The organism is Cysteiniphilum sp. QT6929, assembly GCF_030035755.1.
Taxonomy (GTDB): Bacteria; Pseudomonadota; Gammaproteobacteria; order Francisellales; family Francisellaceae; genus Caedibacter; species Caedibacter litoralis.
Map to the genome: position 1 here is coordinate 2419760 of NZ_CP103983.1, position 25570 is coordinate 2445329.

Consider the following 25570-nt stretch of genomic DNA (forward strand, 5'->3'; position numbering starts at 1 on the left):
AGTATTTTCACCCGCAAGATAATAACAATTTTGCCTGCTATCGAACAGAGGCATTAGCATTATTTGTGGTATAAATTAAATTTATTTACTCTCGTTGCTTTGTTTGTAAAATTGATACACGCGAACGCCTGTTGTCCATAATACTAAAAGCGTGAAAACAATACCGATGATCAGGGCAAGTTGGTTAAAGATAATCATCGCGATAAAAAAGATAAAAGCCTCGGCACGCTCCATAAGCCCAGGGCTATAATAAAAGCTTTTTTCCGATTTGTTTTCCTGTTTTTCCGAAAAAATGCCAACCAATAGAAAACTACTGACACAGACAAGCATCGACATCATCATTAATAAACACACAAAGGCTAAATTGGGATCGCGGATAAAAAGGGCAATTACGATAAATGACTCAACCAATCGATCACTGAGAATATCAAGAACGGTTCCAAAATGTGTACTATTGTTTTGCATACGAGCAACTGAGCCATCAAGGATATCTAGGTAACCTGAAATAAGCAGCAACAAAATAGCCATGAAGTTAAATTCAGCACTTAAAAAGAAAGCGCTGATAAAGCCTGTAATTAAAGAGGTAACGGTAATAGCATTAGCAGGTAGGTGGCGCGCGCCGATATGCAGAAGTGGTTGAATAAAAACTCTTTGAAATAGTGGGCGCAGACTTGATTCGATCATCGTTAAAACCACCTCATTAAAAACTGCACAAGTTTGCGTGTTTTAGCGCTATAGAGCTTAGGGGTATAAAAACTGCCTGCAACACGTTTATTGATTTCACTTAACCTCAGTTCGGAATTACGGTTCATAAAACACTCAATCTTTTCTGGCCCACAATAGAGATAGGATCGATAACCCATGCAGCTAAGCATGCCATCAAATGTGTGCATGCATTTACAGGTGAGCGATGCCTTGTATGCCACAACATTAAACTATTTTTCAAATGATCAAATAGAGTTTCAATCATACCTCTATGCCGTAACAATTGCTTTTCCTGTGGAGTCCTAAATAGCTTTTTCATATTCTTTTTGAGCGTAGTAATCAATTTAAGCCCTTGCTCTGCAAGGCATTCTGCTTTGGCTTTGGATACATAACCACGATCGCCAAAAATCATCCCTTGAAGTTCCTTACACATATCCAACAATGGCGTCCTATCATCAGTGTTGCCACGAGTGACTCGAATGCTAACAAGCTCACAAAGATTATTAACCACAAGATGCAATTTCAGCCCAAAAAACCAACCTGTACTCGTTTTGCTTTTACCTGCTAGTCCCTCAAAAACCTTATGATTTTTCTCGCGTAAGTTATGACAAACTGGCAGTTTTGTTGCATCAACATAATAAATACCAGTGCGCTCACCTTGATGATAAGTTAAAAAGTAAGACAACGGTAAAATCGCTTGACTCATCAGCTCTACAAAGCGATTATACGATGGCGCTTGAGGAAAATATTCATGCCAATAAACTTTGATAAACTCGTTGTAATATGTTTTGAAATTGCGATATTGAGTTATCTGAAACATAATAAGAATTGTCATAATTTCACTCACTGCTAACTGTTGCGCTTTGCCATATTTTCTGTTTCTATCCATGCCAATTTGTTTGAGTTTAAGTTGCTTTTCATAGATAATGCAAAAGTCGTCTATGCGGCAAAATGTTGAAATAAGTAGTTCTATCATGTTGATCTTGAGAAATTACCATAAGAATTACTTATTTTAACACCATAAAACCCTTTTAAATCAAGGATTTTAATTCCGAACTCAGGTTCACTTAAAGTCGGGTAGGGGGTAATAAGGCTTGCCATATGTTTAATCCGTAAGTTGTTTTTGATTGCCAATGTCCATGGTGAGATGAGCTCACCGGCGTTTTCACCCACAATTGAGACACCTAAGATCTGACCTTTATGACTAACGGCAACTTTAATCATCCCGTCAGTTGCAAGTGATGCTTGCGCGCGATCATTGTCTTTAAAACTGAGTGTTAAAATCTGAAAGTTTTGCTGTTGTGCTTCTTGAATTGCAAGACCAGTGTGCGCGATCTCTGGTGTGGTATAGACAACCCAAGGGAAGCTTGAGTAATCAACTTTTGCTGGTAGTTTGAATAATATGTTTTGAATGACAATACCAGCGTGATAGCTTGCCATGTGTGTGAATTGTAAAGGACTCGCAATATCACCAATGGCGTAGATATGCTTATGATTGGTGCGTAAGCGTGCATCAACAGTGATGCCACGCACTGTGTGATTGATGTTGGCTTGATCAAGATGCAGCTTTTCAATATTGGGGGTGCGACCAGTAGCAATCAATACATGGGATGCGGTGAGTTTAAGATGATGATTGTCGTGTTGATAGTGAATGTATTTTAATCCGTCACTATCTTGGCTAAAGCTATCAATTTTGACCTCAGTAATGACATTGATCTTAAGATCATTAAATGCTTTGATAACAACGGTTTTACAATCTCTATCGGCAGCTCCTAGGATTTCAGTGCTAGCTTCAAGTAAAGTGACTTTAGTGCCTAAAAGTGCGTAACTTTGGGCGATCTCGCAACCAATGGGACCGCCGCCAACGATTACAAGATGTTCAGGTTTTTCGCTAAGATCAAAAATGGTCTCGTTAGTAAGATAATCAATCTGACTGAGTCCAGAAATAGGCAAAATGCGGGCACGCGAACCAGTGGCTATGACAATATATTTGGCATGAATAAGATGCTCACCTGCTTGAATGGTTTTGCAGTTAATAAAGTGTGCATAGGCTGAGATAACTTTCACGCCTAATGATTCAAAACGTTCGATAGAGTCATGCGGCGCAATCGTTTCAATCACGCGATGGATATGTTGGTGTATTGCCTTAAAATCAATAACTGTTTGCCTGTCAATGCCGAATTGCTGAGCTTTCATGATATGTGCCATGCTGCGCGATGCTTCAATCAAAGCCTTTGATGGCACGCAACCTGAGTTTAGGCAATCTCCACCCATTTTATTACCCTCGCATAATATGACATTTGCACCCATCTGCTGAGCTGCTGCGGCCACTGAGAGACCACCAGATCCAGCACCAATAATGCAAATATCACATGTTAATGGTTTTAAATGTTGAGTATTTGACATAATCACTCCTTATGTGGGTTATCTTGTAGCGTGCGGCTGTTTTTGAGTTTTTTATAAATAATCGGCACTAAAGATAATAATGCCAAGGCACAGATGGGTAATAGTATTTGTGGCGAGAAAATGATTTTAAGATTAAGCACATGTCCTTGTTCAAGCGCAAAACCAAGACCACTGCCAACCCAAGCATAAATAAAGGTGCCAGGGATGATACCTAGTAATGTGCCTATAAAAAAATGGCGTAGACTCACGCCTAAGACTCCCGCGGCAATATTGATAATAAAAAATGGGAAGATAGGTAAGAGCCTTAAAAACAATAAATAATTAAACTCATTTTTTTGAAAGCCATCGCGCATTTTGGCAATACTGCCCGAAGCTTTATGTTTTAAACTTTCAGCAAACGCCATACGTACGGCTAAGTAGGTAATCGTTGCACCAATAGTAGCAGCAAGAATGGTCCAAATAGCGCCAAAGAAAACACCAAAAAGAAACCCTCCTAACAGTGTCATAATCGTCGCTCCTGGGATTGAAAACGCAACGATAATGATATAGCTGAGCATAAAAATAAGCACACTTAGAAAATAGTGTTGCTGGGTAAACGCTTGTAAGTTTTGATAATGCATCGCTAAGGTCTCAAGGGACAGATAATGCTCGCCACCTAAAGCAAAAAAGATGATTAAACCGATAATTAAAAGGATAATAGGAAACAAACGCTTTAAGGACATCTGCAATCACTCTCCATGTCATTGTCTGAAGGTGCGTAGAGGATAGCAGATAAAAAATAAATCCAGTAGATATGTTTGGTGTGTCTGTTTTAGATTTTCTTAAACACAAGCGTGCCATTGGTGCCGCCAAAACCAAATGAATTAGACATGGCAATGTCAATTTTCATTGGTTTTGCTTGGTGTGCTGCATAATCTAGGTTACAGCCCTCATCAACGTTATCAAGATTGATCGTTGGCGGTGCGACCTGATCACGAATAGCAAGTAACGAGAAGATGGCTTCAATCGCGCCAGCTGCTCCTAGCATATGTCCAGTCATTGATTTGGTTGAGCTCATGACGATATTTTTAGCATGATTACCCATAAGCTTTTCAGCTGCTTGGCTTTCTTTAACATCACCAGCTGGCGTTGATGTGCCATGCGCATTGATATATTGCACTTGATCAGCATTGATACCTGCATCTTCAAGGGCTAATTGCATACACTCATAGCCACCTTCGCCACTTGGGCTGGTGATGTGAAATGCATCAGCATTCATGGCATAACCAATAAGCTCACCATAAATTTTAGCACCTCGCTTTTTAGCGTGCTCGTATTCTTCTAATACAACAGCCGCTGCACCATTAGATAGCACAAAACCATCACGATCTTTATCCCATGGGCGTGATGCGCCTTTTGGATCATGGTTGCGCTCAGATAACGCACGAGCTGCCGCAAATCCACCGATTCCAATAGCAGTATTGGCTTTATCAGCACCACCGGCAATCATCACATCAGCATCGCCATAAGCGATCATACGTGCTGCCATACCGATATTGTGTGCACCCGTTGTACAAGCAGTAACGATTGCGGTATTTGGACCTCTTAAATTGTGCTTAATCGAGAAATTACCAGAAATCAGATTAATAATCGTTGCTGGGATACAAAAAGGGGAGATACGCTTAGGGCCTTTGGTATCGATAACAACACGTGTTGCCTCAAGCTCACCGAGTCCACCAATGCCTGAAGACATCGATACACCGATGCGGCGGCAATTCTCATCAGTTACTGTAATACCGGCGTCTTGCCATGCTTCTTCGGCAGCCACAAGACCATACTGCATGAAGGGGTCGTATTTTTTGATTTCTTTCTTATCAAAATGTGCTAAAGGATCGAAGTTTTTAATGGTGCCACCAATGGTGACCTTAAACTCAGAAATAGAAGGTCCGTGCTCGAGATCAAATTCAGGTAATTGTGTAATACCGCTTTGACCTTTTAAAATCGCATCCCATGTGCTTTTGACATCATTACCAAGCGGGCTTAATGCACCAAGTCCAGTAATGACAACGCGTCTTGCTGATTTCATGATTTCATTATCCAAATGTTTATACCGCTCGCAAACCATTTTGCAAAATTTTTATCATTGAATTTCTCATACTTTTGAATGGTTGGGTTTTGCTAATAGCGAATGCGTTAAGAAACAATGAATAGTTTCATTGTTTTAGCAAATGAGCGCCCAAAGACTCCGTCAAGGGCTGCTATTACCTGCAATCCAATCACCCAAAAGTATCAAAAACTTCTTCGATATTAAACACCGCAAAATGATTTACAAGCGGTATGGTTATACAAATAAAAAATCAGCATTAACCTTGCGACTAATGCTGATTTCTCATAAATTCATCAGTTACTTTAAAGAAGCGATGAGTGATTATTTGTTGTGTGCTTCGATGTAAGTGTAAACGTCTTGCACAGTCTTGATTTTTTCAGCTTCTTCATCTGGAATCTCAGTGTCAAATTCTTCTTCTAAAGCCATGACTAATTCAACAGTGTCAAGAGAGTCAGCGCCTAAATCATCGATAAAAGATGCTTCTGCTTTTACATCTTCAGGCTTAACACCTAATTGTTCAACGATGATAGCGTTTACTTTTTCTTGAATTGCGCTCATTTTGTTTCCTTAAGTTTTTACTTATTAATATTTATAAAACTGTCTTTAAATTTATGGCATCTGCCAACCGAGTAGACATTGTAGTGAAATGTGACTTATTTGCAATAAACTTACAACAAAATTCTGCTAAAACTGGCGGGGCTTACTATTTATTGAGCAGATATCTCTGCTAGTTATCAACTTGGCTGTTATCGTTGCAGCGTAAGAATAAAGGATATTGCTTTGCATCATCGCTAACCTAATTATGATTTCTGCGGCAAAGCACAAAAAAATCAACCTAGAAAGTCCGCTATTTATAATTGAATCAGTATATTGTTGGTCTATACTTTCCTTATCAAGGAAATAATAACCATGGAACTCAAGTGCGATGCTGGATGTAAATGAAATATTAATTGTTGATGATGAGCCGGTTATTTGCGAGCTGATTGAAAGTATTTTGCAGTCGAAGGGCTATATGACGCACAGTGCATACAATGGCAAGGCGATGCTTGAGTATTTGAGTCAGAAAATCCCAAGCTTAATTATTTTGGATTATCAACTGCCAGATTTAACAGGACATAGTCTATGTCAAAAAGTGCGCCAAAAATCACAAGTTCCGATTTTGATGGTGACGGCACATGATAGCCAAGCCAATCTAATACGTAGTTTTGAGCTTGGAATCGATGACTTTCTGGCAAAGCCATTTGATCCAAAAGAATTATTATTGCGCATGGAAGCAATTTTGCGCCGCAGTCGCAAGACACAAATCGCATTGTCTCAATCAACACAAGAAGATCAAATAAACTACCGATTTGATCGTTGGCATTTTGAACCGTCAACTCTTAATCTGGTTGATAAAAATAATATTAACAAAAAACTCAATTTGACTGAGTATGAGGTGAAGCTATTGAGTTTGTTTTGCGCGAATGCTGAGCGGATTATCACGCGTGAGCAGATCCACAAAGCTTTGGAGAGTCATGCCGATGATGCGTCATTACAAGCGATTAATGTTTATGTCTATCGCTTACGCAATAAGATCGGTAAAGATTTGATTCAATCGATTCGCTATAAAGGTTATAAATTTTTGGCGGATGTTCAGGTGATTGCATCGTAAATTAATCCTGTGAAAGCCCTTTCTATTTAAGTTCTCGCGCATTAAACTACTTCAAGTTTTAGCCAAATTGGATCATATGATGAAATTATTAGACTTTGAAGTGGGAATGGATAAGCCATTTTTTTTAATTGCTGGACCTTGTGTTATTGAATCAGAAGCACTAGCCATGGATACAGCAGGTTATCTCAAAGAGTTAACCGACGAATTAGGTATTTCGTTTATTTATAAATCTTCTTTTGATAAAGCGAATCGCTCATCGATTAATAGCTTTAGAGGTCCTGGAATTGACAAAGGGCTTGAGATTTTGCAAAAAGTAAAAAAAGAAATTAATGTTCCGATACTAACTGATGTGCATGAAGATACGCCATTAGCTGAAGTTGCTAGTGTTGTTGATGTATTGCAAACGCCAGCTTTTTTGTGTCGTCAGACAAACTTTATCGTACGCGTATGCGAGCAAGGCTTGCCCGTTAATATTAAAAAGGGGCAGTTCTTGGCACCTTGGGATATGAAGCAGGTGATGGAGAAAGCCAAATCAACGGGGAACAAGCAAGTGATGGCATGCGAAAGAGGGGCAAGCTTTGGTTATAACAATCTGGTTTCAGATATGCGTTCATTAGCGGTTATGCGTGAGACAGGCTGTCCTGTTGTTTATGATGCGACACATTCAGTGCAGTTGCCAGGTGGGCAGGGTAATGTCTCAGGCGGGCAACGTGAATTTGTGCCAGTACTAGCGCGTGCGGCAGTCGCAGCTGGGATTTCAGGCATATTTATGGAAACACATCCAGATCCAGCCAAGGCCTTAAGTGATGGACCAAATGCGTTGCCAATTCAAAAAATGAAGTCATTATTAATGCAGCTTCAACAGATTGATCGCATTGTTAAATCACAACCCCTATTAGAAAACACACTTTAATCAACATAGCTGATTGTGCATAAAAAAATCATTCAGCTGTCGCTTCCTTTAATCCTTGCCAATATTAATTTGCTACTGTTAGCTGTTAAGATGATGAACGATATTGCTCAAAAGCAATGTCAGCAACATTTTTGTTTTCAGCATCAAAACTAATGCCTAAGAGATAAATTTTTCGAGGGTCTTGAACGTATTTTTTGGCATAGTCTTTGGCTTTAATTTGTTTTAATGCATCTTCAGCACTTCCATATTTGTTTAACTTAAACTCAATAATAATGATCTTATCATGCATGATCAAACTAAGGTCAATACGCCCATGATTGGTTGTGTCCTCAGGAATAACGTCATAGCCAAGTGCCACAATAAAGCTATAAACAATACTGGCATAGAATCCTTCATAGTGGTGAATGTTATTATTGCGATACCAGTCATGTGGGATGGATGCAAAATGGCTGCTTAGGATCACTGCAAGGCGTTTAAAGTCATTCTGCTCAAAGGCATTAACTAAGTGATCAATCACCTGATTTTTAGCACTTTCATTTGAAGCGATGACGGCAAGGCTCTCATTTAAACTGCATTTAACTTCATAGTTGGGGTAGCTTAAGCGGTAAGCCATACGATTGCCGCGCATGGTAATTTCTTTAATTGTCAGGTAACCGGTTTGAAATAGCAGAGTTTCAACAGGCATGCTATCGATGTCAAATTTTGAAAGCATCGTCTCGCTCACGACAATATCTTCTAAATCAGGGATGAAGTAATGATTTTTTTCAATAGCTTTGATTAGAAAGCTTGGCGTTGCTGTTTCAAACCAATAGTTTTGATAGCGAAAACCTTTATTGATAAAAAGTAAAATATCAAATGGGTTGTAGACTTTTTGTGATTCGTTTCCAGCAAAGTTATAACCGTTATACCATTTTTTCAGTAAGGGATAATCAATATCTTTTTGTTCAAAGTAAGGATTAAAATAATGTTCTAATTCGGTTTGTGTATAACCGCAGATATCGGCGTAGTTAGGGTCAAGTGTGATATCATTGAGATTGTTTAAATCACTAAATAAACTGACTTTGCTAAAGCGTGATACGCCTGTTAATAAGGCAAAATGAACATCACTGTCATGCTTTTTGATATAGGCATATAACCCACCTAAGATATCGCGCATGAGTCTGGCTTGTGCTTTGTCATCAATATGATCTAAGATGGGTTTGTCGTATTCATCGATTAGAATCACGACTCTTAAGCGTGTCTTCTCGTGTAGCCGTCTAATGAGCTCACCAAATTTGGCACCATAATCTGTTTGAATTAGTGTAATTTCATAGGTTTTTGCAAAGATATCTAAAGTCTCATGCACATCAGCAAAAAAGCGCTCAATGCTATTAAAACTTGAGCTTGAGCCAAAATTAAAATGAATCACAGGGTGTTTCACGTCCCAATTCCAATGATGTTCCAAAAATAGACCAGTAAATAATTGCTTATTGCCGAGAAATGCCTGTTTAAGTGTGTCAATTAGTAATGACTTGCCAAAACGTCGCGGGCGCGAAAGGAAGTAATAACCGCCACCTCGCTGGAGTAGGTTATAGATGTGTTTGGTTTTATCCACATAGAGGCACTCATCAGCGATTATTTTCTCAAATCCTGAGATTCCAATAGGAAGTGTTTTCATCGTGCGGCACTTAAACTTTTGTCAATGTCCCAGAGTATAGCACCATTACAATCAGTTTTAACCTTTGACATAGCTCAATGCTTCTTTAAAGGTATGAACGCCTGCCTCGGGATGTGTGGCATGCTCACTTAAAAATCGGCGATAAAGACGAGCGTTAGGGTAACTATTAAATAAATTAAGCGTATGACGCGTAATATGATTAAGCTTGCGATCAGGAGACTTTAGTTCTGCTTCAATATAGGGAATTAAACGCTCAGCAACGTCAAAAGGGGTGATGTCATGACTTTTCTCATTATAAAAAAGCTGATCAACATCTTTAAATAACATCGGGTTGTGGTAAGCTTCGCGCCCAATCATCACGCTATCCACATATTGTAAATGCTGGTTGATGTCATCTAAGGTTGTTATACCACCATTAATGCCCATTAACTGCTTGGGAAATAATTTTTTAATTTGATAAACCGTGTCATATTGTAAGGGCGGGATTGTACGATTTTCTTTGGGGCTTAAGCCATTTAACCAGCCTTTTCGCGCATGAATACATATAAAATCAGCCTTAGCATCAACAATACCTTGGATAAAGTGTGTAAGCTCTTCAAAGCTATCTCTATCGTCAACGCCAATGCGGCATTTTACTGAAATCGGGATGTTAAGCGCTTGCTTTAAGGCGTTAACACACTCCGCAACGAGCTCAGGCTTATACATTAATGATAATCCAAAATCACCACGTGAGACGCGATCACTAGGGCAGCCGACATTTAGATTGATCTCGCTATAACCTAAGTCTTCAGCAAGTTTGGCGCAAAAGATAAGATCATCTGGGTTGTTACCACCTAATTGTAATGTCAGTGGATTTTCCTCTGGCGAGTACTGCAATAAGCGCGCACGCGGTCCATGAATGATTGCATTAGCTGTAATCATCTCGGTGTAAAGCATGGTTTTTTTGGTGATTAGCCGCATTAAATAACGATAATGCCTATCTGTCCAATCAATCATTGGGGCGATACAAAGGGTGCGATTAAGTGGTTGTGTCATCGGTATTCTATTTATTCAAAACTTAAGGAGGCTATGGTAAAACATTCCGTGTAATTGTAAATGAAATTGGCGATTTATTTGCCATAAAGACTGGTTTTATCAAATTGTATTTTATATGCTCGATGCGTTTGGGAAAAATGGGAAATGATAAAGGGGGGCGAAATGCTACTACAAGTCAATAATTTATTAACGGTTGCCATTGCTATTTTAGTGCTATTGGTTGGGATCTTTATTCAAAAGCGTGTGAATATATTAAGTCGTTTTTTTATACCTGCCCCCGTTGTTGGTGGGTTGCTGTTTTCAATATTGGTCGCAGTACTTAGTTATTTTGATTATATGCATATCAATTTTGATGCATCAGCTCAACAATATTTCATGTTGATATTCTTTGCAACGATTGGTTTTGCCGCAAGTTTGCGCTTTTTGTTTATTGGTGGCAAGGCGGTATTGATCCTATTTGCCTGTATGTGCTTGTTGGTTGTTTTACAAAATAGCCTAGGTGTGTCATTGGCGATGTTGCTTGATATGCCGACAGCTTTTGGCTTGGCTAATAGCTCGATTACGATGATCGGTGGGCATGGTACAGGATTGGCGTTTGCGGGGACTTTACAAAATGACTTTGGTTTGCAAAATGCAGCAACGATTACGGCGGCGGCGGCGACGGTAGGACTGATTGCAGGCAGTTTATCGGGAGGACCTGTGGCAAAGTTTCTGATGCGTAAATATAAGCCAGAAGTCACGGGTGCAAAAATGGATGCGGAAAGTCTAAAAAAACTGCAACTACATAAACCAAGTAAGATTTCTCAAGAGGGTATCTTCAATGCAGTGATTATGATTGCGTTAGCCATTGGTTTTGGCAGTATTTTTTCGGCGTGGTTTAAGTCACTTAATATTATTTTACCGGATTATATTGGTGCGATGTTGGCAGCAGCTATTTTGCGTAACTGCTCAGATATGACCGATTGGTATGAGATTAGTCACACTGAGTTACAAGTGCTGGGTGCTATTTCACTTTCTATTTTCTTATCGATGGCATTGATGCAAATGAAGCTATTGGCACTTGTGAACTTAGCGATTCCAATGTTAGTGATCTTACTTGCGCAAGTCGTATTAATGGTGCTATTTGCCATTTTTGTGATTTATAAATTATTAGGCAAAAGCTATGATGCGGTTGTCATGACTTGCGGAACAGTTGGATTAGGAATGGGTGCAACACCAAATGCGATTGCCAATATGGATGCTTTTGTTGCTAAAAATCGCCCAGCACCACAGGCGTTTTTTGTGGTGCCAATTGTCGGCTCTGTATTGATTGACTTCTTTAATGCCGGAATGATTACGGCATTTTTAAATATCTTTTAAACTGAAAACTTCCTATTTTTTATATAGTCAAGTTTTAAAGGTCGCCATCCTGGCAAACTGGATTGTCGACTTCCCTATCGACAATGACGTCATTGCCGCAGGAAGCAGGCAATCCATAACCATGGATGGTAGGCTTAGCAAATTCATACTGTTAGTTTTTTGGGGAGTTTTCAGTTTTAAAGATTCTCATAAAACACTTTAATAATGCCATCTTCAAGCATGCGCGCTTTAATGCGCTGTGAACGCGTCAGATCATTTATCATAATCGAGAAACTCAATAGGTGATTACGTTTTGTTAAAAGATAGCCAGAAAGCGTTGAGACACCTGCTAATGTACCAGTTTTGGCATGAACGCGACCTTGTAGCTTACCACCCATGCGATAAGCCAATGTTCCGTCTTCACCAGAGCTAGGCAATGCACTATATAGGCGTTTGCCAATGCTGCTGTTATAGACATTGGTTAATAAACTGACCATAAACTGAGGGGTTACCGAATCAAGCTTGGAAAGACCTGAACCATCTTCCATGTGCAGCTCTCCAGTATCCACTTTATATGTTTTGCGGATAAGGGATTCAACAGCTTTGGTACCAGCATCATTACTGCCTTGACCTGCTTGTGTATAACCAATGGTACGCATAAAACTTTCGGCATATAAGTTATCAGACTTCAATAGCATATGCGTAAGTAAGGCATCTATAGAGTCGGATGAGGTACTCGCAACTTCAATTAAGCTTGACTTACTAGGTAATTTGCCAAATAAAGTATTTCCACGGTGTTTGATGCCAACTTGTGAGATGAAATCATCAATCGTTTGCTTGGTTTTTAAGGCGGGGTTAGCAATCGCAAGATTAAGGTAAGTTTCTGCTTTTGCTGGAATACAGCCTGAAAGATTAAGAACATTGTTTCGAGTCATGTCAATGTCAAACTTGCATTTGCCACGATCCTGAGCTGTAGCTAATCGAGTTGTATTGTTAATCGTAATATTACTGGTATTAGAAAGTTCTTTGACTTTGGTATTTGTGCCACTTGTGTTGATAAGCTTAATCACAAAACAATTTTTATTCATATTTAAGCTTGACGCAGGTGCAGCGAAGCAGTAAGGGGTGTCATTCTTGGACCAGCCGTTAGGCACATAATCGCCAGAGAAGTGATTGGCTATTAACACCACATCACCATTGATGCGCTTGATACCATGTTGTTTGGTTTGTGAGATCAGATTATATAACGCGGCACCGGTGAGACTTGGATCACCGGTAAACTCAATGTACAGGTTGCCATTTAAGGTACCATTTTTATATTGTGATTTTTTATAAAAAACAGAGGTTGTGAACTGAAAACTCTTTGGCAGTGCCGTTAACGCAGCAACTGCTGTAAAAACTTTGTTGTTACTTGCAGGTGTGAAGGGACGGTCTTTAGCATATTGATAGAGTAGCTGCTCTGAATTAACACGCTCAACGGCAATGCCGATAGAGACGTCAGATAAGCGGTACATCTTAACTAGTGTTTGAATCTCACTGCGCACGGAAGCATGCGCAAACGTAATGGTGCTTATTAAAGCATAACCTAGTAAAATAAATTTTTTCACAGTGAACGCTATTTAAAACTATCGATTTTTAACGATGTCGTCGATAATACCAACTTTTGGAAGCGAATGTCATTACTGAATTGGCATATACCGTTTGTAAATTAATTTTGCGGTATTACGTGTCGAAGAGATTTTTGACGTCTTTAGGTGGTATATTATGTATAAACTGAAACTCACTGAAGTCATCTTGGATGTCTATCTGGGTGTCTATGATTTTGAGCAAGAACAATTGCAGCAAGTTAAATTAGATCTGATCATTAGTTATCATAAAGCACCAGTAGGATGTGTCAGTGATGATCTTAACGAGACGATTTGCTATGCAAGTATCAATGAATTATTGTTAAAAACTGCACGACAAAAGCGCTATCAATTAATCGAGCATTTAGCGCAATCACTGCTTGACGCGCTAAAAAAGATGCTCGAAGCATATAAAGTGGATATTTATCTTGAGTTACATAAAAAGCCGCCGCTAGATAATGTCGCATTGGCAAGCTTTTGTGTGGAGTATGTATGTGCGAGGTAGTCTTGGGGCTAGGCAGCAATGTTGGTCATAAGTTATCAAACTTGCGTCAAGCGGTTGATTGGATTGCAAAGCGTATTGGTCAGGTGCAAAAAATCTCACCCATCTATCAAACTAAAGCGCTTTTGCCAGCTAATGCACCACCAAGTTGGGATATTGATTATTATAATTTAGCCGTTTTGGTACAGACGGATTTAGCGCCTGATGCGCTGTTAAGTGAAATAAAAAGAATCGAAACAACGCTAGGGCGAGACCCTGAGCATGCCTTTTGGTCGCCACGTGAAATCGATATTGATATTTTGTGCTATGAAGATTTAAGCTATCAAAATGAGTATTTAACGATTCCGCATAAGGAATTATTGAAACGTAACTTTGCGTTAAAACCTTTGTTGGATGTTTATCCTTGTTGGCGCCATCCTCAGTATTCGGGTGATCTGTATCAATATATAAAAAATATAAAAAAAATGCCAATGCTTGAGTTAGCACCCTTTACCTTAGCAGGTAGTCAAATTATGGCGATTGTCAATTTGTCGAGTGATTCTTTCTCGCAACAAGGTGAAGAGGTAATACCACTTGAGCAGTTTGAACAATATATTATTGAGCTTGTTAATGAGGGTGCTCAAGTGATTGATTTAGGCGCTGAGAGCACCAAGCCGGGTGTAAAGCCAATAACTGCAGAGGTGTATTGGCAGAGATTAAAGCCTTATTTAGAGATTGTCGAGTCATTGGTGAATGCGCACGTGTTACCTTTAGATCTTAAGGTTAGTATTGATACTTATCATGCTGAGGTGGTAGCAAAGGCGTTGAATTACAGTTGTGTCAATATCATTAATGATATTTATGGGGTTGAAGCAAATCTCATTGCTGCCTTAATCAAAGACAAAAATATTGACTATGTTTTTATGCATCAATTAGGTGTTGCTGGTGGTAAGTATTTGTCAGGTGATAGTGATCCAGTATCTGAGGTTATTGCTTTTGCTAAAGAAAAGATACAAATACTTTTAGATGCGGGCATACGCAAGGAAAGACTCATTTTTGATATGGGTATTGGTTTTGGTAAAACAGCCTATCAAGCACAACAACTACTTGATGGCGTTGCTGAAATTAAAGAGTCTCTTGGTGTTAAAATACTCGTCGGACATTCACGTAAATCATCTGTCATGCCATATGTTGCAACCAAAGACAATGCCGAAAAGGATCTGGCTACAGCAATGATTTCTCGTGATTTGATAAAAAAAGGTGTTGATTATCTGCGCGTGCATAATGTTCGATTAACCGCGATAGCGAAGCATATTTAATGACGGAAGGTCACTGCATTTAGCAAATAGTTATGTTACACTTTTGCCCGCAAACATTATTAACTTTTGGAAGGCAGATGAATTCAAACATAACTCTTGCAAATGCTATTCGTTTTCTCTCAATGGACGCTGTACAGAAAGCAAAATCAGGACACCCAGGTATGCCGATGGGCATGGCAGATATCGCGACAGTACTGTGGCGTAAATATCTAAAACATAACCCTAAAAACCCACATTGGCTTAATCGCGATCGTTTTGTGTTATCAAATGGTCATGGCTCAATGTTGTTGTATTCTTTATTGCATTTGACAGGTTATGACTTATCAATTGATGATTTAAAGAATTTCAGACAATTACACTCAAAAACCCCAGGGCATCCTGAGTATGGTTACGCGCCAGGTATTGAGACAACAACCGGTCCTTTGGGGCAAGGTATTGCAAACGCCGTTGGTATGGCACTGGCAGAAAAGCTATTAGCCGATAGCTATAATCAACCGGCACATGAGATTATCAATCACTTTACCTATGTATTTATGGGTGATGGCTGTTTGATGGAAGGCGTATCACATGAAGTAAGCTCTTTAGCGGGCACGTTGAAATTAGGCAAACTAATCGCTTTTTGGGATGATAATAGTATTTCGATCGATGGTGACGTTCAAGGTTGGTTTACAGAAGATGTTGCTAAGCGTTATGAAGCTTATGGTTGGCAGGTTATTAGGCATGTCGATGGTCATGATTTTGACGCCATTGATGCTGCCATTGCTAAGGCACAAGCGGAAAGCTCAAAGCCCACATTGATTTGTTGCAAAACCAAGATTGGTCAAGGTTCACCAAATAAAGCAGGTAGCCATAGTGTGCACGGTGCACCTTTGGGCGATGAGGAAATTGCCAATACTCGTAAAGCGCTTGATTGGCATCATGCACCTTTTGAGATTCCAAGTGATATTTATGCAGATTGGTCAGGTACCGAAAAGGGTTCAACACTTGAGCAGAGCTGGAATGAACAGTTCGCTGAATATCAAAAAGCATATCCTAATGAGTTTAATGAATTAAATGCGCGCTTAAGCAAAAGCTTACCGCAAGACTTTGCTGGATTGATAAATGACTATATCAATAAGCTACTTAATGACAAGCCAATAGTAGCAACGCGCAAAGCATCACAGATGGCATTAGAAGAAATCTGTAAAGTATTGCCGGATATGTTTGGTGGCTCAGCAGATTTAACAGGCTCCAACCTAACCAACTGGTCGGGCAGCAAATGGCTTAACAATCATGAAAAGCATGCCAACTACTTATCTTATGGTGTGCGTGAGTTTGGCATGGCAGCAATGATGAATGGTATGTCGCTTTATGGTGGCTTTAGACCGTATGGTGGTACTTTCTTAGTGTTTAGTGATTACGCACGAAACGCCATTCGTATGAGTGCGATTATGAAGCAACCAGTAGTTTATGTGATGACACATGACTCAATTGGTTTGGGCGAAGATGGTCCAACACATCAGCCAATTGAACACGTACCAAGCTTGCGTGTGATGCCTAATTTAAATGTGTGGCGTCCAGCAGATGTTGTTGAAACAGCGATTGCATGGCAGTGTGCGGTTGAAGAGCAAAGCACACCATCATTATTGGCACTTTCTCGTCAAAACCTACCAACTTTAGTGGCAAGTAATAGCCAAGCACAACTGGTGAAAAAGGGTGGTTATTTATTAAAAGAAACCCAAAATGCTGAGATTACCTTGATTGCTACAGGTTCTGAAGTAAGTATCATGTGTGATGCGGCGGAAATATTAGCTAAAGAAGGCATTGCTGTAAACGTTGTGTCTATGCCTTGCGTTGAGAAATTCATGCAACAAGATGATGTATATCAACAATTCGTGATAAAACAAAATATTCCTGCAGTAGTCATGGAGGCGGCACAAGGTGATTTATGGTATCGTTTATTGCCAAAGACAGGTGGAGATGTGATTAGCTTAAATCACTTTGGTGAATCAGCACCGGCTGAAAAATTATATGAGGCATTTGGTTTAACCGCACAAAACGCTGTGGCTAAAGCCAAAACGCTTCTATCTAAAACAACGGTTGAAAGTTTATAAGCCATATACGGCTAGTTTAAAAAAGGAGAAATAAAAGATGGCAATTAAAATTGCAATTAATGGTTATGGTCGCATCGGTCGCTGTGTATTACGTGCGATTTATGAAGCTGGTTTAACAAACGAGTTTAAAATCGTTGCCATTAATGATTTAGGCAGCCCTGAGGTTAATGTTCATTTGACAAAGTATGATACAACACACGGGCGCTTCCATGCAGATGTTTCTTTACAAAATAACGAAATGGTGATCAATAACGATCGAATTAAAATCTTAGCTGAGCGTAACCCAGCTGATTTACCATGGAAAGCGTTGGATATCGATGTGGTCTTTGAATGTACTGGTTTATTCACATCAAAAGAGAAGTGTGGCGCGCATATCCAAGCGGGTGCTAAAAAGGTTGTTATCTCAGCACCTGGTGGCAAGGACGTTGATGCAACGATTGTTTATGGTGTCAATCACAATGTATTAACCTCGGATATGACGGTTATTTCTAATGCGTCGTGCACGACAAACTGTTTGGCACCTGTAGCCAAAGTGTTAAATGATAGCATTGGTATTCAAGAAGGTTTGATGACAACCATTCATGCTTATACTAATGATCAGAAAATCGTTGATAGCTACCACAGTGATTTGCATCGTGCACGCGCTGCAGCACACAATATGATCCCAACCAAAACGGGAGCCGCTGCTGCAGTAGGTTTGGTGTTGCCTGATCTTAAAGGGCGTTTAGATGGTTTTGCAATGCGTGTGCCAACGATTAACGTATCAGTAGTTGATTTGACATTCACTGCTAAAAAGCACACTTCTGTGGAAGAAGTTAATGGTTTATTAAAAGCCGCTTCTGAAGCAGGTAATTTAAAAGGTGTGTTAGGTTACAATACTGAGCCGTTGGTATCTATGGACTTTAACCATAACCCTCATCCATCGATCTTTGATGCCACACAAACGCGTGTGATTGGCAATCTAGTTAAAGTCCTTTCTTGGTATGACAATGAGTGGGGCTTCTCAAATCAGATGCTAAGAACCACTAAAGCGTGGTTTGCAGCTAAGTAAAAGAAGTAAAAAAGTATTTAAGGCGTGAAGGCGCCTTTTTTGTTTTTAAGGATTAATAATGAACTTTTTATCAATAACCGATGTGCCGTTAAAGGGCAAAAAAGTACTGATGCGCGTTGATTTCAACGTGCCAGTTAAAGATGGTAAAGTCACCAGTTTCGTGCGCATTGATGCCGCATTACCAACCATTAAATATGCATTAAATCAAGGTGCCAGTGTGATATTGATGTCACACTTAGGGCGTCCTGAGGAAGGTGAGTATAATGAAGAATACTCACTAAAACCCGTAGCGGAATGCCTAACACAAAAGCTAGGTCAGTCGGTAAATCTTATCAAAGACTATCTCTCTGGTGTTAACGTTAATGCAGGTGATGTGGTGATCTGTGAAAATGTACGCTTTAACAAGGGCGAGAAAAAATCAGATGACGCATTATCACGGAAGCTTGCGAGTTTATGTGATGTCTTCGTGATGGATGCCTTTGCAACAGCGCACAGAGCGCAAGCCTCGACTTATGGTGTCGCCAAATACGCACCAGTTGCCTGTGCTGGTCTTTTATTAACTGAGGAATTAAACGCACTTAAAGCAGTACTAAAAAATCCACAAAAGCCATTAGCAGCAATTGTTGGTGGGTCAAAAGTATCAACTAAATTAACCGTGCTTGAGAATTTAATTGATCAGGTTGATCAATTGATTGTTGGTGGTGGTATTGCTAATACGTTCTTAGTTGCGGCAGGCTTTAATGTCGGCAAGTCATTGATAGAAGCAGATCTTGTTGATACGGCACGTGCCTTGATCGACAAGGCGCGCGCAAAGGGGGCTGATATTCCATTACCTATTGATGTGCGAGTTGCAAAAAGCTTTAGCGAAGAGGCTAAAGCTCAAATTAAAACCATCGAATCGATTGAACCGGATGATATGATTTTAGATATCGGTCCTTTGACAGAGATAAAACTCGCAACAACAATTGCTAAAGCCAAAACCATTTTATGGAATGGTCCAGTAGGTGTATTTGAGTTTCCAGAGTTTGAAGCAGGGACCAAAGCGATTGCCAAGGCAATTGCCGATTCAGATGCTTTTTCAGTTGCAGGAGGTGGCGATACCATTGCTGCGATTGAGAAGTTTAATATCAAAGATAAAGTATCGTATATTTCAACCGCAGGGGGTGCCTTTTTAGAGTTTATTGAGGGCAAAACCTTGCCTGGTGTTGAAGTGTTATGTGAACGTGCACAAGAGGTGAAAGCATGAGAAGGACGAAAATCTTAGCAACCATAGGTCCTGCGAGCGAATCCAAAGAAGTGCTAAGTAAAATGGTCGATGCCGGATTAAATGCGGTACGTTGTAATTTCTCACACGGTACGGCGGATGATCATCGTAAACGTGTGCAACTGATTCGTGAAGTTGCCAAAGAAAAAGGCGTTTATATCGGTATTTTAGCGGATTTACAAGGTCCTAAGATTCGTGTGGCTAAGTTTAAAGATGGCAAAGTGATCTTAAAAAATGGTGACACATTTATCCTTGATGCTGAAATGGATAAGGCAGCAGGAGATGAGAAATCAGTTGGTATTGATTATAAAGAGCTGCCAAATGATGTTAAAAAAGGGGATGTCCTACTGTTAGATGATGGCAAAATTGTGTTAACGGTTGCCAAAGTTGAAGGTGCTAAAGTGCATTGTAAAGTCACTGTGGGTGGCAAGCTTTCTAATAATAAAGGCATTAACAAAAAAGGTGGCGGCTTAACCGCACCAGCATTGACTGAAAAAGACAAAGAAGATATCAAAACCGCTGCAGCACTTGAGGTGGATTATGTGGCAGTTTCTTTTCCACGTGATGCCAAAGATATGGAGTATGCGCGTAAGTTATTGCTAGAATCAGGCTCAGAAGCAGGTGTTGTTGCTAAGGTTGAGCGCACTGAAGCTGTTGCTAATATCGAAGAAATCATCAAAGCATCCGATGCGATAATGGTCGCTCGTGGTGATTTAGCCGTTGAGATCGGCGACGAGAATGTGCCAGCGGCTCAAAAGATGATTATCCGCTTAACGCGTGAATTGGATAAAGTGGTCATTACGGCAACGCAAATGATGGAATCGATGATTACAAGCTCAACACCGACACGTGCTGAAGTGTCTGATGTTGCTAATGCGGTATTAGATGGTACTGATGTGGTTATGTTATCAGCCGAATCCGCAGCAGGAGATTATCCTGTTGAAACAGTTGCTGCAATGTCACGGGTGTGTGAAGCGGCTGAGAATAGCAACTTAGTGCATATCGTCTCTAAGGATAATGTGACGCGTCACCATGATCGTGTCGATGAAGCAGTAGCGAGTGCTGCTGTGTATTTAGCAAATCATGTCGATGCTAAAGCGATTATTTCATTAACTGAGTCAGGCTCTACTGCGTTATGGATGTCACGTATTAATACTCATCTACCGATTTATGCGTTATCACGTAATCGCATGACTTTGGGCAAAATGACGCTTTATCGTGGGGTTGTACCGATTGAGTTTGACTCAACACGTATGGCGCGCTTTTATGTGAACCGTGAGGCATCGCTTGAGCTTGAAAAGCGTGGTATTGTCAAGGCGGGTGAGTGGATGGTATTAACCAGTGGTGATCACATGGGTGTTCATGGCGGCACCAATAAGATTAAGGTTATTCAAGCCGGTAATGTGGTATAAATAATTGGAGTTACGCATTTTAGCGAAATAAAACACCCCGTCAGCCTGCGGCTGCCACCCCTCTTGCAAAGAGGGGAATTAGGCAAGGGTAGTGTACATTCCCCTCTTTGCAAGAGGGGTGCCGAGCTTGCGAGGTGGGGTGTTGAACTGAAAAAAATGGCGTAACTTCCGTAAATAAAAAATAAGGATAAGAAAATGGCATTAGTATCATTACGTCAATTATTGGATCATGCAGCAGAACATCGTTATGGTATTCCTGCATTTAATGTGAATAATTTAGAGCAAATTCGTGCGGTAATGGAAGCCGCAAGCAAAGTTAAAGCACCGGTTATCTTGCAGGCTTCAGCAGGTGCTAGAAAATACGCAGGGGCACCTTTTATTCGCCACTTAGTATTAGCTGCAATTGAAGAGTATCCAGATATTCCAGTATGTATGCATCAAGATCACGGGACATCGCCAGATGTTTGCCAGCGATCTATTCAACTAGGCTTTTCATCGGTGATGATGGATGGCTCATTAAAGGCAGACGGCAAAACGCCAGCAGATTATGCCTATAACGTTGATGTGACTAAGCGTACTGCTGAAATGGCGCATGCTTGTGGTGTATCCGTCGAGGGTGAGTTGGGTTGTTTAGGCTCACTTGAAACAGGGCAAGCCGGTGAAGAAGATGGCGTAGGTGCTGTTGGCACGTTGTCACATGATCAAATGTTAACTGATCCAGAAGAAGCCGCGCAATTTGTCAAAGAAACGAAAGTGGATGCTTTAGCCATTGCGATTGGGACAAGTCATGGTGCGTATAAATTTACCAAGCCACCGACAGGTGATGTCCTAGCAATCTCACGTGTTAAAGAGATTCACGCGCGTATTCCGGATACTCATTTGGTGATGCATGGTTCATCTTCAGTGCCACAAGATTGGCTTAAAATCATCAATGAATATGGCGGCGATATGGGTGAGACTTACGGTGTGCCTGTTGCTGAAATCGTTGAAGCAATCAAATACGGTGTCAGAAAAGTCAATATCGATACGGATCTACGTATGGCAGCTACTGGTGCGATTCGCAAATTTATGGCAACACATCGCGCGGAGTTTGATCCACGCAAGTATAATGCGGTTGCCAAAGATGCGATGCGTGATATTTGTCAAGCGCGTTATGAGGCTTTTGGTGCTGCGGGTATGGCAGATAAAATCAAGCCAATCTCTTTAGAGAAAATGTATCAAATGTATCAAACGGGTGAATTAGATCCGCGCGTTAAATAACTGAAGCTACGCACTTTAGAAAAACTATGATTTTATAAACACCCCGTCAGCCTACGGCTGCCACCCCTCTTGCAAAGAGGGGAATTAGGCAACGGTGATTTTATTCCCCTCTTTGCAAGAGGGGTGCCGAGCTTGCGAGGTGGGGTGTTGAAATAGCAAAAGTGCGTAACTCCAGTTAAATAATAGGGTTATGCACTTTGTGATTTTTTTAAGACTACACCGTCTGCTTTTTGTTGACTAAGGATAACGTTTGAGCGAAGTCTTTAGTCAATGCCTCTATATTTTGATATTTGTCATTACTGAATGTGGATTTTTTAGAAAATACCGTGTAATACGTTTTACTAAAAATTGGTGTCGGATGAATAACAATACCCTCAAGTTTAATGTCTTTATCTAAGTGCTCTACAACTTCGGGAATGGCTGGAATCAGTTGGACTTTGTTCATAATTAACATTCTTAAGGCTTGCTCAAGCGTGTTATATGTTTGGATATGCTTGGCATTATATGATTTGGCGAGACAGCTTAATAATTCACTTGAGTAGCTGTTATCTTTGACAAGTCCAATGGTAATATTAAGTGTGCTAAGATTTGGGCATAGATCAAAATATTGTTTTTGATGGTTTTGGTTGGTAACCCAAGTGTAATTGAGATGTGCTGTCGCTGTCTCTGGATAATAGACATAAGGCTCACGAGCTTTCTTTTTAGAAACCATCAAAGCACCATCCATTTTACCTTGTTTGACAAGTTGCCAGCATTGCTTCCATGGCATGATATAGACTTGTGTTGTTACATTAAGTTTCTTTAGTACTTGCTTATTTAACGTCACATCAGAGCCAAGTACAGTATTGTTGTGTTTGTAGTCATAAGGAGGCCAAGGCTCGGCGCAAAACTTGAGTGTTGAGAGACTTTCTTGTGCTTGGCTTAGTGCTGGTATGGCACAGATACCAAGCACGATTATCTTGGTTATTTGTAAATAGTGTTGAAATAGCCGTTTACCTTCCATGTTGTGTTTCCTTCCTGTTGCTGTAATTACCGCATTAACATTAGCATTTATCGTGTTAGAAATCATCCATGATTACAGTTTGTTTGTCAGAATTTAATTTTGCACGCTATCACAATTATCCGCAAAGATTGCATTAACGAATTTGTAACCATTAGCAGCGTCTTGATTAATGCTCCAACTCATCGCACCACCAAATTGTGGGTCATTAAAGACACTGGGTGTTTGGTATGCTTTGCATAGCTCACTATAAGCACGATCTTTGTAAACACCATTGTAAACAGTAGCGAGTCCTGCTGCGGTTTTATCCGAAGGTTGACCTGGGACAATTTTAGTGCTCTCTGGGATAATTTGCTTTAAGCGCACAAAGCTATTAACCACAAATTGAGGATGCATTTGGTTAATATTTGTTTCACTGGCACCACTGCATGTCGAGCCAATGCCAAATTGATCAATGCAGTAGTGTCCGGTGTTATACTCTTGAATAAAGATATAATCAAACAAACCAGCCGCGACAGATTTTTCATAAATACGCTGTGTGCCGGTATTTACAAGATGTACTTCACCATTGTCAATTAGGTTAAACTGAGGTGCAGCAGTAATGACAAAATCAGCATCGATTTGTTTAATGGCTTGGATGGTTCTATAGATATCGGACTCCATTTTCTTTTCATCAATGCCGCCTAAATTTTCAAGGTCAAAATCAATCCCATCGGCACCCAATGACTTTGCATAGTTAACGATGTTTTGTGCAACAATTGCTGGATCCGCACCGTTTGGTTTAAAGGTATTATGTTCACCACCAACCGATAAGATCACATGCTTTAATTTGCCACTTTGCTTAGCAAGCTCAATATCTTTGCGCATATTATCTTGCCAGTTGCCACCATTTTGCCAATCAGCATAGATATTCCATGGTGAGTGCATGTCAACATTAGTGCCATCAACCACGGCAAAGGCTAATACAATTGTGTTATAACCACGATCAACTGCCTCGCTAATTTTTAGTTGTTGGTTCCAGTTAGTCAGATAGCCTACCATGAGTGGCTCATCTGCTTTTGCTTGATATTGTAATTTTGCATCTCCTTGGATAACGCCATCAATAATGCTAATCGGTGTTGCACTGTATTTTAGACCATCCATAGTGAAGCTTTCGCCTTTGATTTGATAGCTACCAATGCTTGGTACTTTAAATGCATTATTGCCTAACTGTAAATGCTGTGCATCTGATTGGTATTGATTGCCATTAGTGCCTGCTATTGATGCCTTTGGATATGCCATTGGTGCGGCACCATTGAAATTAACATCGATATTAAGTGTACTGTAAGGTATTTCTTGAACATCAAAGTGAATATCAAGTGCGTAGTGCGCTTTGTCTTTGGCATCAATGCTTGATGTACTTAGTTGTGCAACGTAGATATGTCCATCTTCAAAGTCAATGATATCATTAACACTAAAGCTATGTTCGCCTTTGCTTAAGCCAATGGTTGTGCCTGAAAGTGGGATCATATGCAACTTATCACCGATCATTAAAGCAATTTGATGATCATCGGCGATGCCGTGGGTGTCTCCACTTATCGTAACTTTAAGATCAGCCACTATGTGACCTGCGCATACCTGCCAAGCACTTGAGGTGCCAGGCACGTCATTTGTCCACCAAGAGTTACTAGCAACTTGCCATATTTGATCATCGTGTAGGACAAAGTCACCTTTGCTGTAGCCACCCCAATATCCATCATTAGCGCCCTTGTACACTTGTGGATTGCTTGGGATCTCGCCCATGCACTGTCCAGGCACTGGCGTTGGTTCAGGTTGTGGATCAGGCGTTGGATCTGGGTCTGGTGTTGGCTCTGGGTCTGGGCTAGGTGTGCTTGTCTCTTGCCAAGCAGATTGCCACCAATGTTCAAGTCCGGCAACACCAGGTTCATTATGCGATTGTGTACACCAAGCGCCACCAATACACTCATAAGTTTTACCGTTATTTGCCACGCTATCGCCCATTTGATAATTGGCAATATTTTCAGGGTAAGTAAAATGTGCACTATGCGCAACACCACTTAATCCCGCACTCATAATGCTAGCAATAATGACTTTCGATAAGGTTTTTTTATTTTTCATGCTTTCCTCGATAGATGGTTAAACTGTTTTGTTTTCGACAGGGAAAGCATAAGTTAAAAGATGCACTTAGGCGATAAAATGAGCATCAAGCGTTGTTATTTGGATATAAGATATGCTAATGAGAGCTGCACTGTTGACCAATGGTAGGTTAAGCAT

Annotated in this window: 21 protein-coding genes; 10 read left to right on the top strand and 11 right to left on the bottom strand. The window is 40.3% G+C overall.

Translation table 11 applies throughout. The features are described 5' to 3' along the window. Positions 1 to 81: 81 nt before the first annotated feature. From NYP54_RS10585 to acpP, 6 genes are all read right to left on the bottom strand, one after another. A complete protein-coding gene (locus tag NYP54_RS10585; RefSeq protein WP_283156476.1) occupies positions 82 to 684 on the bottom strand; it encodes a CDP-alcohol phosphatidyltransferase family protein in 603 nt (200 codons plus the stop codon). Between the two features lie 124 nt (positions 685 to 808). Next, a complete protein-coding gene (locus NYP54_RS10590) occupies positions 809 to 1681 on the bottom strand; it encodes an IS982 family transposase (RefSeq protein WP_283155809.1) in 873 nt (290 codons plus the stop codon). Beyond that, positions 1678 to 3111 carry an FAD-dependent oxidoreductase gene (locus tag NYP54_RS10595; RefSeq protein WP_283156477.1) on the bottom strand — a complete coding sequence of 478 codons (1434 nt, stop codon included), beginning with the start codon at positions 3109 to 3111 and terminating at the stop codon, positions 1678 to 1680. The genes NYP54_RS10590 and NYP54_RS10595 overlap by 4 nt, the downstream gene beginning before the upstream one ends. A gap of 2 nt (positions 3112 to 3113) precedes the next feature. Next, a complete protein-coding gene (locus tag NYP54_RS10600) occupies positions 3114 to 3833 on the bottom strand; it encodes a TVP38/TMEM64 family protein (protein WP_283157534.1) in 720 nt (239 codons plus the stop codon). 89 nt (positions 3834 to 3922) lie between these two features. Beyond that, positions 3923 to 5176 carry a beta-ketoacyl-ACP synthase II gene (gene fabF / locus NYP54_RS10605; protein WP_117003413.1) on the bottom strand — a complete coding sequence of 418 codons (1254 nt, stop codon included), beginning with the start codon at positions 5174 to 5176 and terminating at the stop codon, positions 3923 to 3925. A 342-nt stretch (positions 5177 to 5518) separates the two neighbouring features. Then, positions 5519 to 5755 carry an acyl carrier protein gene (gene acpP, locus NYP54_RS10610; RefSeq protein ID WP_117003414.1) on the bottom strand — a complete coding sequence of 79 codons (237 nt, stop codon included), beginning with the start codon at positions 5753 to 5755 and terminating at the stop codon, positions 5519 to 5521. Between the two features lie 367 nt (positions 5756 to 6122). Here acpP and NYP54_RS10615 point away from each other — a divergent pair, with 367 nt between their 5' ends. Together NYP54_RS10615 and kdsA are read left to right on the top strand one after the other, a co-directional pair. Beyond that, positions 6123 to 6848, top strand: a complete 726-nt coding sequence (locus NYP54_RS10615) for a response regulator transcription factor (RefSeq protein ID WP_283156478.1) — start codon at positions 6123 to 6125, stop codon at positions 6846 to 6848. 79 nt (positions 6849 to 6927) lie between these two features. Then, positions 6928 to 7761 (top strand): 3-deoxy-8-phosphooctulonate synthase, encoded by an 834-nt coding sequence (gene kdsA, locus NYP54_RS10620; RefSeq protein WP_117003416.1) that lies wholly within the window; start codon positions 6928 to 6930, stop codon positions 7759 to 7761. 85 nt (positions 7762 to 7846) lie between these two features. Here the strand turns inward: kdsA and NYP54_RS10625 are convergent, their stop codons facing one another. Then, a complete protein-coding gene (locus tag NYP54_RS10625; RefSeq protein WP_283156479.1) occupies positions 7847 to 9418 on the bottom strand; it encodes an ATP-binding protein in 1572 nt (523 codons plus the stop codon). Positions 9419 to 9475: 57 nt separating this feature from the next. Continuing rightward, positions 9476 to 10453, bottom strand: a complete 978-nt coding sequence (gene dusA, locus NYP54_RS10630) for a tRNA dihydrouridine(20/20a) synthase DusA (protein WP_283156480.1) — start codon at positions 10451 to 10453, stop codon at positions 9476 to 9478. Positions 10454 to 10615: 162 nt separating this feature from the next. Between dusA and gltS the strand changes: the two genes are divergently transcribed. Further along, the gene (gene gltS / locus NYP54_RS10635) at positions 10616 to 11812 is read left to right on the top strand and encodes a sodium/glutamate symporter (protein ID WP_157968304.1); all 1197 of its coding nucleotides are present in this window, start codon (positions 10616 to 10618) and stop codon (positions 11810 to 11812) included. 176 nt (positions 11813 to 11988) lie between these two features. Here gltS and dacB read toward each other — a convergent pair whose 3' ends face one another. After that, entirely contained in the window at positions 11989 to 13398 is a 1410-nt protein-coding gene (gene dacB / locus NYP54_RS10640; protein ID WP_283156481.1) for a D-alanyl-D-alanine carboxypeptidase/D-alanyl-D-alanine-endopeptidase, read from the bottom strand. 157 nt (positions 13399 to 13555) lie between these two features. Here dacB and NYP54_RS10645 point away from each other — a divergent pair, with 157 nt between their 5' ends. From NYP54_RS10645 to fba, 7 genes are all read left to right on the top strand, one after another. Further along, the gene (locus NYP54_RS10645) at positions 13556 to 13921 is read left to right on the top strand and encodes a dihydroneopterin aldolase (RefSeq protein ID WP_283156482.1); all 366 of its coding nucleotides are present in this window, start codon (positions 13556 to 13558) and stop codon (positions 13919 to 13921) included. Next, positions 13909 to 15216 carry a dihydropteroate synthase gene (gene folP, locus NYP54_RS10650; protein WP_283156483.1) on the top strand — a complete coding sequence of 436 codons (1308 nt, stop codon included), beginning with the start codon at positions 13909 to 13911 and terminating at the stop codon, positions 15214 to 15216. The genes NYP54_RS10645 and folP overlap by 13 nt, the downstream gene beginning before the upstream one ends. Positions 15217 to 15293: 77 nt before the next feature. Further along, positions 15294 to 17309: a transketolase gene (gene tkt, locus NYP54_RS10655; RefSeq protein ID WP_283156484.1), complete on the top strand. Its 2016-nt coding sequence runs from the start codon at positions 15294 to 15296 to the stop codon at positions 17307 to 17309. 37 nt (positions 17310 to 17346) lie between these two features. Then, on the top strand, positions 17347 to 18360 hold the full coding sequence (gap, locus tag NYP54_RS10660) for a type I glyceraldehyde-3-phosphate dehydrogenase (RefSeq protein ID WP_283156485.1): 1014 nt from the start codon (positions 17347 to 17349) through the stop codon (positions 18358 to 18360). Between the two features lie 58 nt (positions 18361 to 18418). Next, a complete protein-coding gene (locus tag NYP54_RS10665; RefSeq protein WP_283156486.1) occupies positions 18419 to 19606 on the top strand; it encodes a phosphoglycerate kinase in 1188 nt (395 codons plus the stop codon). Then, the gene (gene pyk / locus NYP54_RS10670; protein ID WP_283156487.1) at positions 19603 to 21036 is read left to right on the top strand and encodes a pyruvate kinase; all 1434 of its coding nucleotides are present in this window, start codon (positions 19603 to 19605) and stop codon (positions 21034 to 21036) included. Before NYP54_RS10665 ends, pyk begins: the two co-directional genes overlap by 4 nt. A gap of 195 nt (positions 21037 to 21231) precedes the next feature. Then, positions 21232 to 22296: a class II fructose-bisphosphate aldolase gene (gene fba / locus NYP54_RS10675; protein WP_151193359.1), complete on the top strand. Its 1065-nt coding sequence runs from the start codon at positions 21232 to 21234 to the stop codon at positions 22294 to 22296. Positions 22297 to 22510: 214 nt separating this feature from the next. On the opposite strand, the gene NYP54_RS10680 is transcribed toward fba, so the two are convergent. Further along, positions 22511 to 23365 carry a transporter substrate-binding domain-containing protein gene (locus NYP54_RS10680; RefSeq protein WP_283156488.1) on the bottom strand — a complete coding sequence of 285 codons (855 nt, stop codon included), beginning with the start codon at positions 23363 to 23365 and terminating at the stop codon, positions 22511 to 22513. A gap of 27 nt (positions 23366 to 23392) precedes the next feature. After that, positions 23393 to 25414: a glycosyl hydrolase family 18 protein gene (locus NYP54_RS10685; RefSeq protein WP_283156489.1), complete on the bottom strand. Its 2022-nt coding sequence runs from the start codon at positions 25412 to 25414 to the stop codon at positions 23393 to 23395. Positions 25415 to 25570: the final 156 nt, after the last annotated feature.

Excerpts from the sequence above, each read along its gene's own strand:
- NYP54_RS10585 (WP_283156476.1), bottom strand. The coding sequence starts at position 684 with ATGATCGAATCAAGTCTGCGCCCACTATTTCAAAGAGTTTTTATTCAA.
- NYP54_RS10590 (WP_283155809.1), bottom strand. The coding sequence starts at position 1,681 with ATGATAGAACTACTTATTTCAACATTTTGCCGCATAGACGACTTTTGC.
- NYP54_RS10595 (WP_283156477.1), bottom strand. The coding sequence starts at position 3,111 with ATGTCAAATACTCAACATTTAAAACCATTAACATGTGATATTTGCATT.
- NYP54_RS10600 (WP_283157534.1), bottom strand. The coding sequence starts at position 3,833 with ATGTCCTTAAAGCGTTTGTTTCCTATTATCCTTTTAATTATCGGTTTA.
- fabF (WP_117003413.1), bottom strand. The coding sequence starts at position 5,176 with ATGAAATCAGCAAGACGCGTTGTCATTACTGGACTTGGTGCATTAAGC.
- acpP (WP_117003414.1), bottom strand. The coding sequence starts at position 5,755 with ATGAGCGCAATTCAAGAAAAAGTAAACGCTATCATCGTTGAACAATTA.
- NYP54_RS10615 (WP_283156478.1), top strand. The coding sequence starts at position 6,123 with ATGCTGGATGTAAATGAAATATTAATTGTTGATGATGAGCCGGTTATT.
- kdsA (WP_117003416.1), top strand. The coding sequence starts at position 6,928 with ATGAAATTATTAGACTTTGAAGTGGGAATGGATAAGCCATTTTTTTTA.
- NYP54_RS10625 (WP_283156479.1), bottom strand. The coding sequence starts at position 9,418 with ATGAAAACACTTCCTATTGGAATCTCAGGATTTGAGAAAATAATCGCT.
- dusA (WP_283156480.1), bottom strand. The coding sequence starts at position 10,453 with ATGACACAACCACTTAATCGCACCCTTTGTATCGCCCCAATGATTGAT.
- gltS (WP_157968304.1), top strand. The coding sequence starts at position 10,616 with ATGCTACTACAAGTCAATAATTTATTAACGGTTGCCATTGCTATTTTA.
- NYP54_RS10645 (WP_283156482.1), top strand. The coding sequence starts at position 13,556 with ATGTATAAACTGAAACTCACTGAAGTCATCTTGGATGTCTATCTGGGT.
- folP (WP_283156483.1), top strand. The coding sequence starts at position 13,909 with ATGTGCGAGGTAGTCTTGGGGCTAGGCAGCAATGTTGGTCATAAGTTA.
- tkt (WP_283156484.1), top strand. The coding sequence starts at position 15,294 with ATGAATTCAAACATAACTCTTGCAAATGCTATTCGTTTTCTCTCAATG.
- gap (WP_283156485.1), top strand. The coding sequence starts at position 17,347 with ATGGCAATTAAAATTGCAATTAATGGTTATGGTCGCATCGGTCGCTGT.
- NYP54_RS10665 (WP_283156486.1), top strand. The coding sequence starts at position 18,419 with ATGAACTTTTTATCAATAACCGATGTGCCGTTAAAGGGCAAAAAAGTA.
- pyk (WP_283156487.1), top strand. The coding sequence starts at position 19,603 with ATGAGAAGGACGAAAATCTTAGCAACCATAGGTCCTGCGAGCGAATCC.
- fba (WP_151193359.1), top strand. The coding sequence starts at position 21,232 with ATGGCATTAGTATCATTACGTCAATTATTGGATCATGCAGCAGAACAT.
- NYP54_RS10680 (WP_283156488.1), bottom strand. The coding sequence starts at position 23,365 with ATGATTTCTAACACGATAAATGCTAATGTTAATGCGGTAATTACAGCA.
- NYP54_RS10685 (WP_283156489.1), bottom strand. The coding sequence starts at position 25,414 with ATGAAAAATAAAAAAACCTTATCGAAAGTCATTATTGCTAGCATTATG.